The organism is Sanguibacter gelidistatuariae (assembly GCF_900096585.1).
GTDB lineage: Bacteria > Actinomycetota > Actinomycetes > Actinomycetales > Cellulomonadaceae > Sanguibacter > Sanguibacter gelidistatuariae.
On the sequence record NZ_FMYH01000001.1, the window covers coordinates 981502 to 997343 of the forward strand.

Genomic DNA, 15842 nt, shown 5'->3' on the forward strand with positions numbered 1-15842 from the left:
ACCCATGAGCGACACCGACCACACCTCAGCGATCTCCCTGCGTGCCGTGCGCGTCCAGGGGCGCCGCGACGCCATGCTCGACCCGGTGACCCTGCGTCTGGAGGCGGGTACCCGGCTGCTCGTCGTCGCCGAACCAGGCCACGGCCACACCGCGCTCGCGCTCGTGGCCACGGGCCGCTTCGTGCCGGACGACGGCGACGTCCTCCTCGACGGGATCCCCGACCCGGCGCTGCTGCGCCAGGTGAGCGCCGTCGTCGACGCCCCGAACATCACCGAGCCCGACGACGCGCTCACCGTGGCGGGGATGGCCGCGGAAGGTCTCTCCCTCGCTGGCCATCCGGCCTCGCCGCGGGCCGTCACCCGGTGGCTGACCACCAACGACTTCGTCGACCAGCGTGGCCTGCGCATCGATCAGCTCGACCCGCCGACCCGACTGTCGCTGCTCATGGGCCTCGCGGCCGCTGACCCCACGGTCCGCTACCTCGTGCTCACGCTGCCCGACAGGCACGGCGGCAACCCCGCCGACTGGTGGGACCTCGCCGGCCAGTACGCCGCCCTCGGCTACGGGGTCCTGGTCGAGTGCACCCCGGCCTCGGCGCACGTGCTCGAGGACGGGGGCCACATCGAGCGCCCCGACGAGGGCACCAGCAACCACGCCGCCATGGAGGTGCTGCGATGAAGTCTTTCCGGCTGAGCCTGTCCGAGTTCCGACGGATCTCCGCCGGCAACCTGCCTAAGCTGGCGATCCTCGCCCTCGCGCTCATCCCGACGCTGTATGCCGGGCTGTACCTCTTCGTGAACTCCGACCCCTACTCCCGCCTGGACCAGATCCCGGCCGCACTCGTCGTCGAGGACACCGGCGCCTCCGCGCAGCAGGTCGCCGACAACCTCATGAAGAACGGCGGGTTCGGGTGGGTGCGGACCAACCGCGCCGATGCGGAGGTGGGCGTGCGCTCGGGGGAGTTCGACGCCGCGCTCGTCATCGGCCCGACCTTCAGCGCCGACCTGGCCTCCTCCGGAGAGTTCAAGCCGCAGCAGGCCAGCCTCATCCTCATCACCAACGACGCCAACAACTACCTGGCGCGCACGATCGCCGACACGATCGTCGGCAAGGTCCGCGACTCGATCGCGAGCGAGGTGGGGACCGAGGCCGCGAACCAGTTCCTCTCCGGCTTCGCCGACATCCGCACCCAGCTGGTCAAGGCTGAGTCCGGCGCGACCGAGCTGGCCGACGGCGCCGCGAAGCTCGTCGAGGGTGCAGAGAAGCTCAAGACCGGCGCGGCGGACCTGGCCACCGGCGCGAGCAGCGCCGCGACCGGTGCGTCCTCCCTGGCCGACGGCGCCGCGAAGCTCACGACCGGGTCCTCGACTCTCGCGACGGGTGCCGGCGACCTCAAGACCGGGGCCGCCACCCTCAGCTCGGGCCTGTCCACCCTCAAGACCGCGACGACGGACCTGCCCACCCAGGCCCAGCAGCTGGCCGACGGCGCCAAGCTCGTCGCGGACGGCAACGCGACTATCGCCGGCTACGGCCAGACCGCGGCCACCGGCGCCCAGGAACTCGTCGACAACCTCGGATCCATCCGTGCGGACATCCTCGCCGAGCTCACCGCGCTCGACCCGACCCTCACCCAGGAACAGCTCGCTGGCGTCGTCGCGGCCCTCGACGAGGCCGGCCAGCCGATCACCGACGCGGCCACCGCCGTCGCCGGCGCCTCGACCAAGCTCGACGAGCTCTCGACCGGGGCCACACAGGTCAGCGACGGTGCGGCGGCCCTCGCGCTCGCCGCCCCCGCCCTCGCCCAGGGCATCTCCGACGCCTCTGCGGGCGCAACACAGCTCTCGACCGGGGCCTCGACCCTCGCGACCGGCGCGGACACGCTCGCCTCGGGGGTCGCGACGCTGTCCGCCGGCGCCACCGAGCTCGCGACCGGGACGAAGACCCTCTCCGAGGGCGCCGGCACCCTGTCCACGGGGATGGTCAGCCTCTACGACGGCACGGTCACGCTCAGCAACGGGATGGTGAGCCTGCGGGACGGGCTGGGCGCGGGGGTCACCTCGATCCCCGACGTCGACGCCGCGACCCAGGACGCGACCGCCCAGAACATCGGCAACCCGGTCGTGGTGACGAGCGAGTCGCTCACCACGGCGGGGACCTACGGGGCCGGTCTCGCGCCCTTCTTCCTGTCCCTCGCCTCCTGGATCGGCGCGTACGTGCTCTTCCTGCTCGTCAAGCCGCTGTCCCGGCGGGCCTTGGCCGCGGGGCGCAAGGTCTGGTACGCGAACCTGGCCACCGCCCTGGGCGGGTGGCTCACCCCGGCGATCATCGGCGTCGTGCAGATGGCGTTCATGTTCACGGTGACCAAGTTCGCCCTGGACATCGTGCCGGCCTACCCCTGGTACACAGCCCTGTTCCTGGTCCTCATCTCGGCGACCTTCGTCGCGATCCTCCAGGCGCTCAACGCGTGGCTGGGCGCGGTGGGGCAGTTCCTCGGGCTGGTGCTCATGCTCACCCAGCTCGTCACGGCCGGCGGCACGTTCCCGTGGCAGACCATCCCCGAGCCGCTGCGGTCCCTGCACGGGGTGCTGCCGATGAGCTTCGGGGTCGATGGCCTGCGCCACCTGCTGTACGGCGGGTCGCTCACCCAGGTCGCCCGCGACACGGTCCTCCTGCTCGTGATCGGTGTGGGAGCGCTGCTGCTCACCGCGCTCGCCGCCCGCCGCCAACGCATCTGGACCATACGCACCCTGCAACCCGAGCTAGTCCTCTAACGCCCGTCCAACTCGTGAACGGTTCGCCGAACTCGTGAGTCAGGGCCGTTTCTCACGTGAGAGGGACCGTGGCTCACGAGTTCGACGGCTCGTTCACGAGTTCGGCGAGGGGGAGCGAGGGGTGAGGGGGTGGATCAGTCGACTGTGACTGCCTCGAGGACGGGGAGGCGCGCGGCTCGGATCGCCGGCCATCCGGCGGCCAGCACCCCCACGACGACCGCGATCACGAGCATCGTGACGAGCGACCCCCACGGGATGACGAGATCGGTCAGCCCGCTGCTGGAGAACACCGTCGGGATCCCGGCGGCGAGCGCCACCCCGACCACGAGCCCCAGGACGGTCCCGAACACGGCGGTGAGCACTGACTCGATCGCGATGGTCGTGGCGAGCTGGGCGCGGCCCAGGCCGACCGCGCGCATGAGCCCGATCTCTCGGGTCCGTTCGATCACGGACAGCGCGAGGGTGTTGATGATCCCCAGGATGGCGATGACGATCGACAGCCCGAGCAGCGCGTAGAGGATCGTCAGCATCTGGTCGACCTGGCTGGCCAGGCCCGAGACGAACTCCTCGTTGTCCTGCACCGAGACGATCACGTATGGCGCCGCCGCCGCGGTGACCGCCGACTTGAGCTCCTGCACGCTCACTCCGTCCGCGCCCTTGACCAGCAGGATCGTCACCTGGTCGGCTGGAGCTACGGAGAGCTGGTCGAAGCTCGTGTCGGCCATCACGAGCGGGGTGTCCAGGGCCGCCGAGCTGAAGATCGCGCCGATCGGCGCAGTGACCGTGCCCCGCTGGGAGGAGACCGTCAGGACGTCGCCGATTCCCCAGTTTTCGGCGGTTGCGGTCTTCTCCTGGACCGCGATCGACCCGTCGGCCAGGGTGGCCAGGTCGCCCTCGACCGTGGTCGTCTGCCAGGTACGGCCGAACGTCGACGGGGAGGAGCCGAGCGCGTAGAGCATCGCCGGTTCCTCGGTCGCCGACGCCTCGGAGACGAAGAAGGAGTCCAGCGTGACCGCGTCGGCCACGCCTACCTCGGGCAGCGCAGCGATGTCGCTCACGGCGCCCGAGGGCACCATCCCGGAGGCGGACTGGATCACGAGGTCGGCGAGCGACTCGTTCTCCACGACCGAGCGCATCGATGCCTGGGTCGAGGCCGCGAGCACGGAGGCCGCGCCGACCAGGCACATCCCGATCATCAGGGCGCTCGCGGTGCTCGCCGTCCGGCGCGGGTTGCGGGTGACGTTGCCCTGGGCGAGCTTGCCGAGCGGCTTGGCCCACGCCACGAACGGCGCAGACAGGACCGTCAGGACCGGGCGGGCAAGGACCGGTGCGAGGACGAGCGCGCCGATCACGACCGCCACGGCGCCCAGCCCGAGCAGCCCCCCGGTGCTCGCGGAGTCGTCCGCGGCGGCCTGGACCACCGCGGCCACGACCGCTCCGGCCCCGGCTCCGGCGAAGACGACGCCGATGATGCCCCGGACCCGCAGCGAACCGGCAGGGGCGGGGGAGTCCTCACGCATGGCCTCGACCGGCGGGACGAGCGCGGCGCGCCGCGCCGGCACGGCGGCCGAGACGACCGAGACGACCACGCCGAGCACGAGCGAGATGACGACGATCGACGTGGTGATGGGGATGTCACCGGCCAGGTCCATGCCCATCGCGGCGAACATCGACTTCAGGGCGGTCACCAGCCCCAGGCCGCCCGCGATCCCCAGGGCCCCGCCGAGCGCGCCGACGACGGCCGCCTGGACGAGGATCGAGGAGAACACCTGCAGGGGCGAGGCGCCCACGGCCCGCAGCAGCGCGAACTCGCGCTGACGCTGGCGGACGGTCATGGCGAAGGTGTTGGAGATGATGAAGGCGCCGACGAAGAGGGAGATGCCGGCGAAGATGAGCAGGAAGGTCTCGACGAAGCCGAGCATCGTCTCGATGTCGGAGCGTGCCTCCTCGCGCATGTCGGTTCCGGAGACCGCCTCGACCGGGGTCGCGGATCCGGCGGCCTCGACGGCGTCTCGCACCCGCTCGGTGAGCACCTGGTCGCTGGTCGAGCCGTCTCCGAACACCGAGATGGTCGCAACGAGGCCGTCGGGGGCGTAGGTCGCCGCGGCGGTGGCCTCGTCGAGGAAAACGATCGTCGCACCGGCCATCGAGGCACCCATGTCGATCAGCCCGGTCAGCGTTGCCTCGTGCAGCTCTCCGCCGATCACGAGGGTTGTGCTGTCCCCGATGCTCAGCCCGGCGGACTCCGCGCTGGCGACCTCGAGCGCAAACTGGGTGGCGTCGGTGGGCGCGGCCCCCTGCGAGATCTCCGACGTCGGGTCCGCCTCGGAGTAGGCGACGGCGAAGCTCGGGGCCCCCGCGCCGGTCACTGCGGTGCCGTCGGCGCCCACGAGCACGATGGGGCCGGTGAAGTCGGCCAGCGCGAGGTCGACGCCGTCGACGCCCGTCGCGACGTCGGCGAGGTCGGCCGGGATGGTGTTGCGAACGGCGCCGGCGCTCGAGCCGGTCTGGACCATCGCCGAGGAGTCCTCGGTTCCGCGCAGGTACACGTCGCCGACGTAGCCGGCGTCGACGATTCCGTCGAAGGTTGTCGAGAGCATCTCGCGCAGCGCGAAGGTCCCGGCGACGAAGGAGACGCCGAGCACGACGGCGAGGATGGACAGCCCGAGCCGCACGAGGTGCGCCCGGACGTTGCGGAGGGCGACCCTGAGCATCAGGCGCTCGCCTTCTGGCGGGTCAGCGAACCGAGGACCTCCAGGACGCTGTCCGGCGTCGGCTCGGTGAGCTCGGCGACGATCAGGCCGTCCGCGAGGAACAGCACGCGGTGCGCGTAGCTCGCCGCGACGGGGTCGTGGGTGACCATGACGACGGACTGGTCGAGCTCGTCGACCGAGCTGCGCAGGAAGGTCAGCACCTCGCGGGAGGAGACGGAGTCGAGGTTCCCGGTGGGCTCGTCGGCGAAGACCACGGAGGGCTTGGACACCAGGGCGCGGGCGCAGGCGACGCGCTGCTGCTGGCCGCCGGAGAGCTCGCTGGGCCGGTGCTTCAGCCGGTCGGCCAGGCCCACGGCCTTCACGACCGCAGCCAGGTGCGCCCTGTCCACGGGACGCCGGGCGATGTCGAGCGGCAGCGTGATGTTCTCCAGGGCGGTGAGCGTGGGGACGAGGTTGAAGGACTGGAAGATGAAGCCGAGCTGGGTCCGGCGGAGCTTGGTCAGCTGCCTCTGGTTCATGGTCGAGACGGTCAGGTCGTCGACCACGACGGTCCCCTCGGTGGGCGTGTCCAGGCCGGCCATGCAGTGCATGAGCGTCGACTTGCCCGAGCCGGAGGGGCCCATGATCGCGGTGAACTGCCCGCGCGCGAAGTCCACGTCGACCCCGGCCAGGGCGTGCACGGCCGTGGTGCCCTTCCCGTAGGTCTTGACGAGGCCGCGCGCGGAGGCGATCGCGGCGCTGCGCGTCGGCGAGCTGGCGGGAGTGGAGGACATGATGGGTCTCATTCTCTTCGGTCGGTGGAACCGGGCGGTCTGCGGTCGATCCTGGGCGCAGGGGTCAATGTGTCTGCCTCCATCGTTGCGCGGGCCGCTGACCTGCGTCGATGGGGGAACCCCCTGATTTCCCCCTGAGAACAACCTGAGGGCGGGGTAGGGGTGCCCCCCGCGCGTCCCACAGGGACGGTATGCCCAGTGCCACACCCCGGACAGGGCATCTGGTCCCCCGCGGTGCCCGCCTTCCGCGCGCGCTACAGTGCACCTGCTCGTTCTGGTCACGACTCAGGAGTCCCGCATGTCCCAGCAGAACCCCCGGCGCATCCGGGCCCTGGTCGTGCGCGTGATCGTCTGGGCGCTCGTGGTCGCCCTCGTCTGGTACCTCGTGCGCGTGCTGCGCCGGGTCGACTGGTCCCAGGTGTGGGACGCGCTTGGTCACCTGTCCTGGTGGCAGGTGGTGACACTGCTCGTGCTCGTCGTGGTGCGTGCGGCCCTGTCGTCGGCCCCGCTGGCCTTCTTCGTCAAGGATCTCGGCCTGCCTCGGGCGATCGGCAACGACCTCGTCGGCAACCTCGCGGCCACTGTCACCCCGGCACCGGCCGACATCGTCGCGCGCGCGGCGCTGTTCCGGTCCTGGGGGGTCGACGTCGGGCAGGGGATGGCTGGCCTGGTGCTCAACTCGATCCTTTACTACGTCGTCCGCCTGGCCGCGCCGGTCGCCGGTGCGCTGCTCATGCTGTGGACCGTGGGCGACGAGGGTGCGGTCGGCTGGGCCGCCGTGATCAGCGGCCTGGTGAGCGCCGCGATCGTCACGGTGCTGGTCATCGGTTCGCGCAGCTCCGCCTCGGCCGGGGCGGTGGGCCGGTTCCTGGGGCGCTGCGCCATCAAGATCCGGCGCTCCCTGCCCGGGCCGGACCGGATGGAGAAGCTCGTCGTCGACTTCCACGCCCGGATCGCCGGCCGCTGGCTGCGCTTCTGGCCGCACTCCCTGATCGCCCTGGTGGCGATGGTCCTCGTGGAGTCGGGCATCCTCGTGCTGGCCATCCGCTTCGTGGGGGTCCCGCCGTCCCAGGCGCCGCTCCTGGTCATCGTCGCGTCCTTCCTCAGCGTGTACCTGCTCATGGCCACCCCGTTCCTGGGCCTGGGGGTGCTCGACGCCGCCGTCGTCGCGCTCATCGCGGACCGCGCCGGGGCGACGGCCTCCGAGCTTGTCGCCGGGGTCATCATCTGGCGCGTCTGCGTCCAGCTCGTGCCGCTGCTCGCCGGCATCGCGCCGCTGCTCACCGCCCGCGCCTCCGGGCTGGTCGACGGCGGGGCTTCGGATAGCGGGGCTTTGGACGGCGGGACTTTGGACGGCGGGACTGCTGCCGGCGCGGAGAACTCGCAGTCCTCCGAGGTCGAACCCGCCTGAGCCCTGACCGGCCCTGACCAGCCCCGCGTCGTGTCTGCGACCGCCAGGTGGAGGTCCCCGCCGACCATCGCGGCGGCAGTGGGAGAATGTCCGCGTGGCAAGCCCTGTAGATGTTGAGATCACCGGACCCGGCGCTCAGCCCGCCCGATCCGCCGCCGATGCCCGCGCCGCCCTCGTGGCCGCGCTGCGCGCATCCGTGGACGGGGAGGTCTCCGACTCCTCCCTGCGCCGCGCCGAGTACACGACGGACGCCTCCAACTATCGCGTCGTCCCCCAGGTCGTCGTCATCCCCAAGGACGTCGACGACGCGCTCGCCGCGATCACCGTGACTCGTGAGGCGGGCGTGCCGATCACCGCCCGCGGCGCGGGCACGTCCTGCGCGGGGAACTCGATCGGCCCCGGGGTGGTCATCGACTTCTCCCGGCACGTCAACACGATCCACGAGGTCGACGTCGAGAACCGCACGGCGCGGATCGACCCCGGCGTCATCATGTCCTCACTGCAGAAGGCGGCCGCCCCGCACGGCCTGCGCTTCGGCCCCGACCCCTCGACCCAGAACCGCGCGACCCTCGGCGGGATGATCGGCAACAACGCCTGCGGTCCGCACGCCGTCGCCTACGGACGTACGTCGGACAACGTCGTCGACCTCGACGTGGTCGACGGCCTCGGTCGGCGTTTCGCCGCGGGAGCGAACGGTCAGGGCGTCGATCGGGTCCCCGGCCTGGGCGAGCTCGTGACCGCGAACATGGCGCTGCTGCGCACCGAGCTCGGCCGCTTCGGCCGGCAGGTCTCCGGCTACTCCCTCGAGCACCTGCTGCCCGAGAACGGCACCAACCTCGCCCGCGCGCTCGTGGGCACCGAGGGCACGGTCATGTCCATCCTCGGCGCAACCGTCCGCCTCGTCCCGATCGCCGGCGCACCGACCCTGGTCGTGCTCGGCTACCCCGACATGCCGTCCGCGGCCGACGCCGTCCCCGCCCTGCTCACCCACTCCCCGCTCGCGATCGAGGGTCTCGACGCCCGCCTGGTCGACGTCGTGCGGCGCGCCAAGGGCGCGGCCACCGTCCCGGCGCTCCCCCCGGGCGGGGGCTGGCTCATGGTCGAGGTCGGCGGGTCGACCGCGGCCGAGGCGATGGCCAGCGCGGAGGCGATCGTGCGGGACTCGGGCACGACCGCGTCCCGCATCCTCCCCGCCGGCCCCGAGGCCACCGCCATGTGGCAGATCCGGGCCGACGGCGCGGGCCTGGCCGGGCGGACGCCGTCGGGCGCCCAGGCGTGGCCCGGCTGGGAGGACTCGGCCGTGCCGCCCGCCAAGCTCGGGGCGTACCTGCGTGACCTCGACGTGCTCATGGCCGAGTTCGGCGTCGACGGCCTGCCCTACGGGCACTTCGGCGACGGCTGCGTGCACCTGCGCATCGACATCCCGCTCGAGGCGTCGGGGGACATCCTGCGGTCCTTCATGACGCAGGCCGCCGCGCTCGTGGGCAAGTACGGGGGTTCGCTGTCAGGTGAGCACGGCGACGGCCGGGCTCGTTCGGAGCTGCTGCCAGCGATGTACTCGCCCGCGGCGATCACGATGTTTGAGCAGTTCAAGGCGCTCTTCGACCCGAACGACCTTCTCAACCCGGGCGTGCTGGTGCGTCCCAATGCGATCGACGCGGACCTGCGCCGCCCGCACGCCAAGCCGATCCTGGCCAAGACGGGCTTCAGCTTCTCCCACGACGACGGCGACTTCTCCAAGGCGATCCACCGCTGCGTGGGCGTGGGCAAGTGCCGCGCGGACTCGACCGCGGCGGGCGGCTTCATGTGCCCGTCCTACCTGGCCACCAAGGACGAGAAGGACTCCACCCGCGGGCGCGCCCGGGTGCTCCAGGAGATGGCCAACGGCACCCTGGTGACCGGCAGCTGGCGCTCGCCCGAGGTGCACGCCGCCCTTGACCTGTGCCTGAGCTGCAAGGCCTGCTCGAGCGACTGCCCGGCCGGGGTGGACATGGCCCAGCTCAAGTCCGAGGTGCTGCACAACACCTACAAGGGCCGGCTGCGCCCGATGAACCACTACGCCCTCGGCTGGTTGCCGCGCTGGGCCCGCCTGGCCAGCTACCTGCCCAAGATCGCCAACTTCGCGCTGAGCATCAAGCCGCTCGCCACGGTCGTCCTCACCCTCGGTGGCATGGACACCCGCCGGTCGATCCCGTCCTTCGCCGACGTGCCCTTCCGCACGTGGTGGAAGCGCGAGGGTGCGGCGCTCGCCGCGACCTCGCGGGCCGGCGTCGGGCAGGCCGGTGGGCAGGTGACTGAAGCGAAGCGCAAGCCGAAGGTGGTCCTGTGGACGGACTCCTTCAGCGACTCCCTCGCGCCCAACGTGCCCGAGGCAGCCGTGAAGGTGCTGCTCGCGGCCGGCTACGACGTCGTCATCCCGGAGGACGAGGCGTGCTGCGGGCTGACCTGGATCAGCACGGGCCAGCTCGACGGCGCGAAGAAAAAGCTGTCCACGCTCATGGACACCCTCGGGCCCTTCGCGGTCAACGGGATCCCGATCGTCGGGCTCGAGCCGTCCTGCACCGCGGTGCTGCGCTCGGACCTGCTCGACCTCTTCCCCGAGGACCCTCGGGCGCACGCGGTCTCGGCTGCCACGCACACTCTCGCCGAGCTGCTGACCGACCCGGAGACGGCGCCGGGTCCGGACTCCGGCTGGGCCATGCCGGACCTCTCGGACGTGACCGCGGTCGCGCAGCCGCACTGCCACCAGTACTCCGTCATGGGCTACCAGACGGACGAGGCGCTCCTGCGCGGGGCGGGCGCCACGATCACGACGCTCGCCGGGTGCTGTGGGCTCGCGGGGAACTTCGGCATGGAGAAGGGGCACTACGACGTGTCGGTCGCGGTCGCTGAGAATGCGCTGCTGCCCGCGTTGCGTCAGGCTGGGGAGGGCGACATCTTCCTCGCGGACGGTTTCTCCTGCCGCACCCAGGCCGACGACCTCGCGGGGGTCAAGGGCAAGGCGCTCGCGGAGCTGTTGGCCGAGCGGCTCTGAGCCGGCGGTGACGGCGCCGCGGCGTCCGCAACGGTCATCTGAGAGGACCACCATGTCACGCATCGCGATCATCGGAGGGCACGGCAGGGTGGCGCTGCGCCTGGCGCACCTGCTGAGCGAGTCCGGCCACGACGTCACGTCGATCATCCGCAGCGCCCGCCAGCGCAAGGACGTCGCCGAGACCGGCGCCGCGCCGGTCGTGGCCGACGTCGAGCGGCTCGGCCCGGACGCCCTGGCCAAGACCCTCGCCGGGCACGACGCCGTCGTGTGGGCCGCGGGGGCGGGCGGCGGTTCTCCCGAGCGGACCTACGCCGTCGACCGTGACGCGGCGATCCGGTCGATGGATGCCGCGCTCGCCGCGGGGATCCCGCGGTACGTCATGGTGTCCTACAAGGGCGCCCGGCTCCAGCACGGGGTGCCGCCGGAGGACAGCTTCTTCGCCTACGCCGAGGCGAAGGCCGCGGCCGACGAGCACCTGCGGGTGTCGACGCTGGCCTGGACGATCCTGGGACCCAGCGCGCTGACCGACGACCCGGGGACCGGCCAGATCGAGGTCGGCGCGCACCTGGAGTCCACCTCGGTCCCGCGCGACGACGTCGCCGCCGTGGCCGCGGCGGTCCTCGACCTGCCCGGCACGATCGGCCGCTTCATCGAGTTCAACTCGGGTTCCATCCCCATCCCCAGAGCCCTCGAGTCCTACACCCAACCCCCACCCACCCTCTGACCAACTCGTTGGGTGTACGAAAATGCGGGTGTCGCACCGGCGCGTCGCGTACAAGATCGTGCACTCAGCGGAGGGGGTGGGGTGGGTCAGCGGGGGCCGAGGGGGAGGACTATGCGACCCCAGGTGGTGTTGAGGACGCCGGCGAAGGAGTTGTACCAGGCGGTCGCAGCGGTGATCAGGCCGAAGATGCCGGCGACGTGCGTGACCCCAGGAGCCTGGGCGAAGGCGCCGATGGTCAGCAGCAGGAAGGTCACCGACAGCGGCACGAACACCGCCATGAGACCGACCGAGACCCGCAGGGTCACCACGGTCATGTAGAGCGTGAAGATGGTCCAGGCGAGCAGGAACAGCCCGGTGGCCTGGTGGGCGGAGTCCGCCGGCAGCCCCGGGACGATGAACTTCACGTAGGCCGCGAAGGACATCCAGAACGCGCCGTAGGAGGAGAAGGCGAGCGCGCCGAAGGTGTTGTTCTTGGTGAACTCCCACATGCCGGCGAGCAGCTGCACGAGGCCGCCGTAGAAGAGGGCGAGCGGCAGCACGACCGGCTCGAGGTGGGAGTCGAGGATCCCCGCGTTGAACACCGACAGCACAAAGGTGGTCAGTGCGAACCCGGCCAGGCCCAACGGACCGGGGTCGGCCACCAGCCAGCGGGCCGGAGCGGGCGAGGTGGGGGCAGTGGGAGGAGTCACGAGGGACCTTTCAGGAGAGCGCGCCGGTGGATCAGGCGCCCGGAGAACACGGCGCCGCCGGCGAGCCTAGGCGCGGTATTCCGCGGGCCGGCGGGAGGAAGGTCCCGATCGGGGGGTCGTGCGACGCACGTCACGCTCGACTTCGACGCCGCGGGGTGACAGGTTGGGGGCATGCTCTTTGCCTTCTCAGTTGCCCCGCTCGGTTCCGGCGAGTCCGTGACCGACGCCGTGGCCGACGCCGTCCGGATCGTCCGCGAGTCCGGCTTGCCCAACCGCACCGACGCCATGTTCACCACGATCGAGGGTGAGTGGGACGAGTGCATGGACGTCATCAAGCGCGCCACCGAGGCCGTCGGCGCCGGTGGGCACCGCGTCTCCCTCGTCCTCAAGGCGGATATCCGCCCTGGTCACACCGGTGAGCTGACCGGCAAGGTGGAGCGCGTGGAAGCCCGGCTCGCCCAGGGCTGAGCCCCTGGACGGTAGGTCTAGGCTGTGGCCATGCCGTTGTTCGACATCCGTGGGGCCGGGCGCGCGCATCCCGTGACACCCACCCTGCCCGACGACGCGTCCTTCGCCGCTGCGGCCCGCGCCGTGGTCTCCGAGCACCTCCCGGCGCTGCTCGGTGAGCCCCTGTTCACGGTGGCCGAGCGGCCAGCTGCGAGCGTCGAGCAGCGTGCGAGCGTCGAGCGGCAGGCGACGGCCGACCTTCTCGCGCTGGACACCTCGGGGCTGCCCGTCGTCGTGCAGATCATGGCGCGGCTGACGGCGCAGGGACTCCTCGAGGCGCTCGACATGGCGGGCCGGGCGTCACGCCTGACCCGCGCGGACCTGGCCGCGAAGCATCCCGGCGGTCCCGACCGCTTCCGTGCTGGGCTGCGGGCATTCTTCGACGCGGCCCCGGCGGCCCGTCCCGAGACACCGTCGCCTGGGACGGTGCGGCTGGTGATCGTGTGCGCGGACGTCGAGGACTCCCTGCTGCACGCCCTGGCCTTCCTGCGCTCGGGAACGACCCGGATCGAGGTGCTCCACGTGGGCCTGCTCGCCGGCCGGGGCGGACAGCGACTCATCGACGTCTCCCCGCTGCGGCCTGAGCAGGCCGCCGCCGGGCGCGCCGTCGAGTCCGTCCTGACCGGCACTGTCCCGGCCGTGCCCGCTCCGGCCGACGCCTACGTCCCGGTCTTCCTCGACCTCCCACCGGACGACCTCCCCGAACGACCGTCAGACCTGCCGGCCAACGGCCTCGGCCCGTATGCCGCTCCCGTCTCGCCGGTGCTGGACCTGCTCGCCCCGCCGCGTGAGCTGTCCGACGTCGTCGGGCCGGTCGACGCCGCGCTCGCCGCGCTGGCCAGCGGGCTGGATGCGCCGCTACAACTCGTCTGGGTCCGCCATCGGCGCGGGGAACGGTTCGAGATCGTGCTGCACCCGGACGGGTCGCTGCACACCGAGGGCGGCACGCGCTACGCCGACCCCACGTGGGCGGCCAGCGCCGTCTCGGGCGGCACAGCCTCCGACGGCTGGCGCGTGTGGCGGGTCGGCGACGAGGGGCGCACCCTCGCCGAGCTGCGCGAGTAGACCCACAAAACTCAGTCCTGCGACCACCCGTACGCGGTCGACCATCGCGCGATCTGGGCGTAGTACTGCGCCCGCACCGGCGCCGTGGACAGCGCGAGGTCGTGCAGGCCGCCCTCGATCCTGCTCACCGTGACCGTCGGGCCGAGCTGGATGGCGCGGCGGGCGAGCAGCTCGACGTCGAGCACGATGTCGCTCCCGCGCATGTCCTCCGACCAGCGCGGGGACATGACCGAGCGGGACGAGGCGAGCATCAGGACGGGCTGGGTGATCCGCAGGCCGCGGGCGACCTCGGAGTGTCCGGAGATGATCGCGTGCAACCAGCCGGCGCGGACCGGGAACGCGGGCGTCGGGCGCCACGTCTCGTTGAACTCCCACTCCCCGCCGTCGATCTTGCGGACGGTGCGGGCGTAGTACCCGGCGTCGATGTTGGGCAGCGGGGTCTTGGGCTGGAAGCGGGCGAGGCGGTTGATCGCGGGGGCGGAGACGGTGCGCAGCACGGATGATCCCTGCAGCTCGAGCCATGGGCTGTTGAGTACGAGGCCCGCGGTCGCTCCGGGGTTGCGGTGTGCCCACAGGACCGATGTGAGGCCGCCGGTCGAGTGGCTGTGCAGCATGATCGAGGTGTTGTGGCCAAGATCGGCGCGGATCGCGTCGAGGGCCGCCTCAAGGTCTTCGTCGTAGACCCGCAGGTCGTCGGTGTATCCGGGCGTCTGCCCCGGGCGCAGGCTGCGCCCGTACTTGCGCAGGTCGATCGCGTAGAACGCGACCCCCAGCCGGTCCCAGAAGTACGCGGTCTCGGTCTGGAAGAAGTAGTCGCTCCAGCCGTGGATGTACAGCACGGCCCGGGCTGAGCGGATGGAGCCGGCGGGGCGGAACCGCACGAGGGAGGCTACGACCTCACCCTCGTCGTCCGGGGCGAGCGGGAGGGTCTGCATCTCGAAGCCGGCCCCGAGCACGTCGGGCGCCCACGCGGCGTGCGCGCCGCGGGTGGTCACGACGTGGGTGTGCCCGCGGAGCTCGTCGGCGATCACATCGGCGAGGTGGGCGTCCAGGGCGGGGACCACGCCGTCGGGCACCATGACCGCGGGCGTCACGCGGGCGAGGAACCGGGGCAGCGGCACACGTTCGGTCACGGAGTGAGCACGATCTTGCCGATGTGCTCGCCCGAGGCGAGGCGAGTGATCGCCGCGGCGGCGTCGGCGAGGTGCATCGAGCGGTCGATCCGCGGGCGGATGTCCGCGCGCACCATGAAGGCGAGGACGTCGGCGAGCTCGTCACGGCTGCCCATCGTCGTGCCAGCGACGGTGATCTCGTTGAAGAAGATCCGGGTGAGCTCGGCCGCGGTGGGGTCGCCCGACGTGGCGCCCGCGACGGCGATGACGCCGCCGGGGCGCACGGACCGGACCGAGTGCGACCAGGTCGCGGCGCCCACGCTCTCGATCACGGCGTCCACCCGGTGAGGGAGGCGGCCACCCGGCTCGACCGCGTGGCTCGCGCCGAGCGCGAGGGCCGCCGTGCGCTTGGCGCCGCTGCGGCTGGTCGCGAAGACCTCGATGCCGGCCGCGGCCGCCAGGGTGATCGCGGCCGAGGCGAGACCGCCGCCGACACCCTGGACGAGCACGCTCTGGCCGGGCTTGAGCCCGGCGGTGCGGAACAGCATGCGGTAGGCGGTCAGCCATGCGGTCGGCACGCAGGCGGCCTCCTCGAAGGTCAGGTCCGGGGGTTTGGGCACGAGGTTGTGGGTGGGGACGACCACCTGCTCGGCCAGCGTGCCGTCGTACTTCTCCGAGAGCAGGGTCCGCGTCTCACCCGGCCCGACGCCGTGCCCGTCGGCGCCGATCACTGCGTGGACCACAACTTCCTGGCCGTCTTCGGTCATGCCGGCGGCGTCTGTGCCCAAGACCACCGGGAGCTGTTCCGGGCGCAGTCCCACCCCGCGCAGCGACCACAGGTCGTGGTGGTTGAGACTGGCGGCCCGAACCGTCACGATTGTCCAGTTCTTTCGGCCCGTCGGGGCTGGGCGGTCTCCGACCGACAGCCCGTCGACGGGAGAGGCGGGGGAGAAGCGCGAGACGTAGGCAGCCAGCATGCTGCCAACCTACCGCTCCGGACCACGCTCCGTCGGGTGGCGAAGGTCCCCCACGTGGGAGAAG

General features: G+C 71.8%; 12 protein-coding genes. 7 read left to right on the plus strand and 5 right to left on the minus strand.

The genetic code is table 11. From position 1 onward, the window contains the following. Positions 1-4 precede the first annotated feature (4 nt). Positions 5-679 carry a P-loop NTPase family protein gene (locus tag BLQ50_RS04390; RefSeq protein ID WP_093181445.1) on the plus strand — a complete coding sequence of 225 codons (675 nt, stop codon included), beginning with the start codon at positions 5-7 and terminating at the stop codon, positions 677-679. Then, the gene (locus BLQ50_RS04395; protein ID WP_093181447.1) at positions 676-2772 is read left to right on the plus strand and encodes a YhgE/Pip domain-containing protein; all 2097 of its coding nucleotides are present in this window, start codon (positions 676-678) and stop codon (positions 2770-2772) included. Before BLQ50_RS04390 ends, BLQ50_RS04395 begins: the two co-directional genes overlap by 4 nt. A gap of 134 nt (positions 2773-2906) precedes the next feature. Here BLQ50_RS04395 and BLQ50_RS04400 read toward each other — a convergent pair whose 3' ends face one another. Together BLQ50_RS04400 and BLQ50_RS04405 are read right to left on the minus strand one after the other, a co-directional pair. Further along, complete coding sequence (locus BLQ50_RS04400) at positions 2907-5486, minus strand: ABC transporter permease (RefSeq protein ID WP_093181448.1); 2580 nt, start codon at positions 5484-5486, stop codon at positions 2907-2909. Further along, positions 5486-6259, minus strand: a complete 774-nt coding sequence (locus tag BLQ50_RS04405) for an ABC transporter ATP-binding protein (RefSeq protein ID WP_093181450.1) — start codon at positions 6257-6259, stop codon at positions 5486-5488. The genes BLQ50_RS04400 and BLQ50_RS04405 overlap by 1 nt, the downstream gene beginning before the upstream one ends. 298 nt (positions 6260-6557) lie before the next feature. Between BLQ50_RS04405 and BLQ50_RS04410 the strand changes: the two genes are divergently transcribed. The 3 genes from BLQ50_RS04410 (at position 6558) to BLQ50_RS04420 (ending at position 11428) form a co-directional block, all read left to right on the plus strand. Then, positions 6558-7670 (plus strand): lysylphosphatidylglycerol synthase transmembrane domain-containing protein, encoded by a 1113-nt coding sequence (locus BLQ50_RS04410; RefSeq protein WP_093181451.1) that lies wholly within the window; start codon positions 6558-6560, stop codon positions 7668-7670. 94 nt (positions 7671-7764) lie between these two features. Further along, positions 7765-10704 carry an FAD-binding and (Fe-S)-binding domain-containing protein gene (locus BLQ50_RS04415; protein ID WP_093181453.1) on the plus strand — a complete coding sequence of 980 codons (2940 nt, stop codon included), beginning with the start codon at positions 7765-7767 and terminating at the stop codon, positions 10702-10704. Positions 10705-10756: 52 nt separating this feature from the next. Beyond that, the gene (locus BLQ50_RS04420) at positions 10757-11428 is read left to right on the plus strand and encodes an SDR family oxidoreductase (RefSeq protein ID WP_093181455.1); all 672 of its coding nucleotides are present in this window, start codon (positions 10757-10759) and stop codon (positions 11426-11428) included. Positions 11429-11514: 86 nt separating this feature from the next. On the opposite strand, the gene BLQ50_RS04425 is transcribed toward BLQ50_RS04420, so the two are convergent. Then, positions 11515-12117 (minus strand): acetate uptake transporter, encoded by a 603-nt coding sequence (locus BLQ50_RS04425; protein ID WP_093181456.1) that lies wholly within the window; start codon positions 12115-12117, stop codon positions 11515-11517. A gap of 171 nt (positions 12118-12288) precedes the next feature. Between BLQ50_RS04425 and BLQ50_RS04430 the strand changes: the two genes are divergently transcribed. Both BLQ50_RS04430 and BLQ50_RS04435 read left to right on the plus strand, forming a co-directional pair. Further along, positions 12289-12585 carry an MTH1187 family thiamine-binding protein gene (locus tag BLQ50_RS04430; protein ID WP_093181458.1) on the plus strand — a complete coding sequence of 99 codons (297 nt, stop codon included), beginning with the start codon at positions 12289-12291 and terminating at the stop codon, positions 12583-12585. 30 nt (positions 12586-12615) lie between these two features. Then, positions 12616-13689, plus strand: a complete 1074-nt coding sequence (locus BLQ50_RS04435) for a restriction system modified-DNA reader domain-containing protein (RefSeq protein ID WP_139185732.1) — start codon at positions 12616-12618, stop codon at positions 13687-13689. Positions 13690-13700: 11 nt separating this feature from the next. On the opposite strand, the gene BLQ50_RS04440 is transcribed toward BLQ50_RS04435, so the two are convergent. Together BLQ50_RS04440 and BLQ50_RS04445 are read right to left on the minus strand one after the other, a co-directional pair. After that, on the minus strand, positions 13701-14822 hold the full coding sequence (locus BLQ50_RS04440) for an alpha/beta hydrolase (protein WP_245700877.1): 1122 nt from the start codon (positions 14820-14822) through the stop codon (positions 13701-13703). Next, positions 14819-15778 (minus strand): zinc-binding dehydrogenase, encoded by a 960-nt coding sequence (locus BLQ50_RS04445; RefSeq protein ID WP_093181461.1) that lies wholly within the window; start codon positions 15776-15778, stop codon positions 14819-14821. Before BLQ50_RS04445 ends, BLQ50_RS04440 begins: the two co-directional genes overlap by 4 nt. Between the last annotated feature and the right edge of the window lie 64 nt (positions 15779-15842).

What these genes read in the sequence shown, in the direction of transcription:
- BLQ50_RS04405 (WP_093181450.1), bottom strand. Translation starts at nt 6,259, where the DNA reads ATGTCCTCCACTCCCGCCAGCTCGCCGACGCGCAGCGCCGCGATCGCC.
- BLQ50_RS04395 (WP_093181447.1), top strand. Translation starts at nt 676, where the DNA reads ATGAAGTCTTTCCGGCTGAGCCTGTCCGAGTTCCGACGGATCTCCGCC.
- BLQ50_RS04390 (WP_093181445.1), top strand. Translation starts at nt 5, where the DNA reads ATGAGCGACACCGACCACACCTCAGCGATCTCCCTGCGTGCCGTGCGC.
- BLQ50_RS04420 (WP_093181455.1), top strand. Translation starts at nt 10,757, where the DNA reads ATGTCACGCATCGCGATCATCGGAGGGCACGGCAGGGTGGCGCTGCGC.
- BLQ50_RS04410 (WP_093181451.1), top strand. Translation starts at nt 6,558, where the DNA reads ATGTCCCAGCAGAACCCCCGGCGCATCCGGGCCCTGGTCGTGCGCGTG.
- BLQ50_RS04435 (WP_139185732.1), top strand. Translation starts at nt 12,616, where the DNA reads ATGCCGTTGTTCGACATCCGTGGGGCCGGGCGCGCGCATCCCGTGACA.
- BLQ50_RS04400 (WP_093181448.1), bottom strand. Translation starts at nt 5,486, where the DNA reads ATGCTCAGGGTCGCCCTCCGCAACGTCCGGGCGCACCTCGTGCGGCTC.
- BLQ50_RS04445 (WP_093181461.1), bottom strand. Translation starts at nt 15,778, where the DNA reads ATGCTGGCTGCCTACGTCTCGCGCTTCTCCCCCGCCTCTCCCGTCGAC.
- BLQ50_RS04430 (WP_093181458.1), top strand. Translation starts at nt 12,289, where the DNA reads ATGCTCTTTGCCTTCTCAGTTGCCCCGCTCGGTTCCGGCGAGTCCGTG.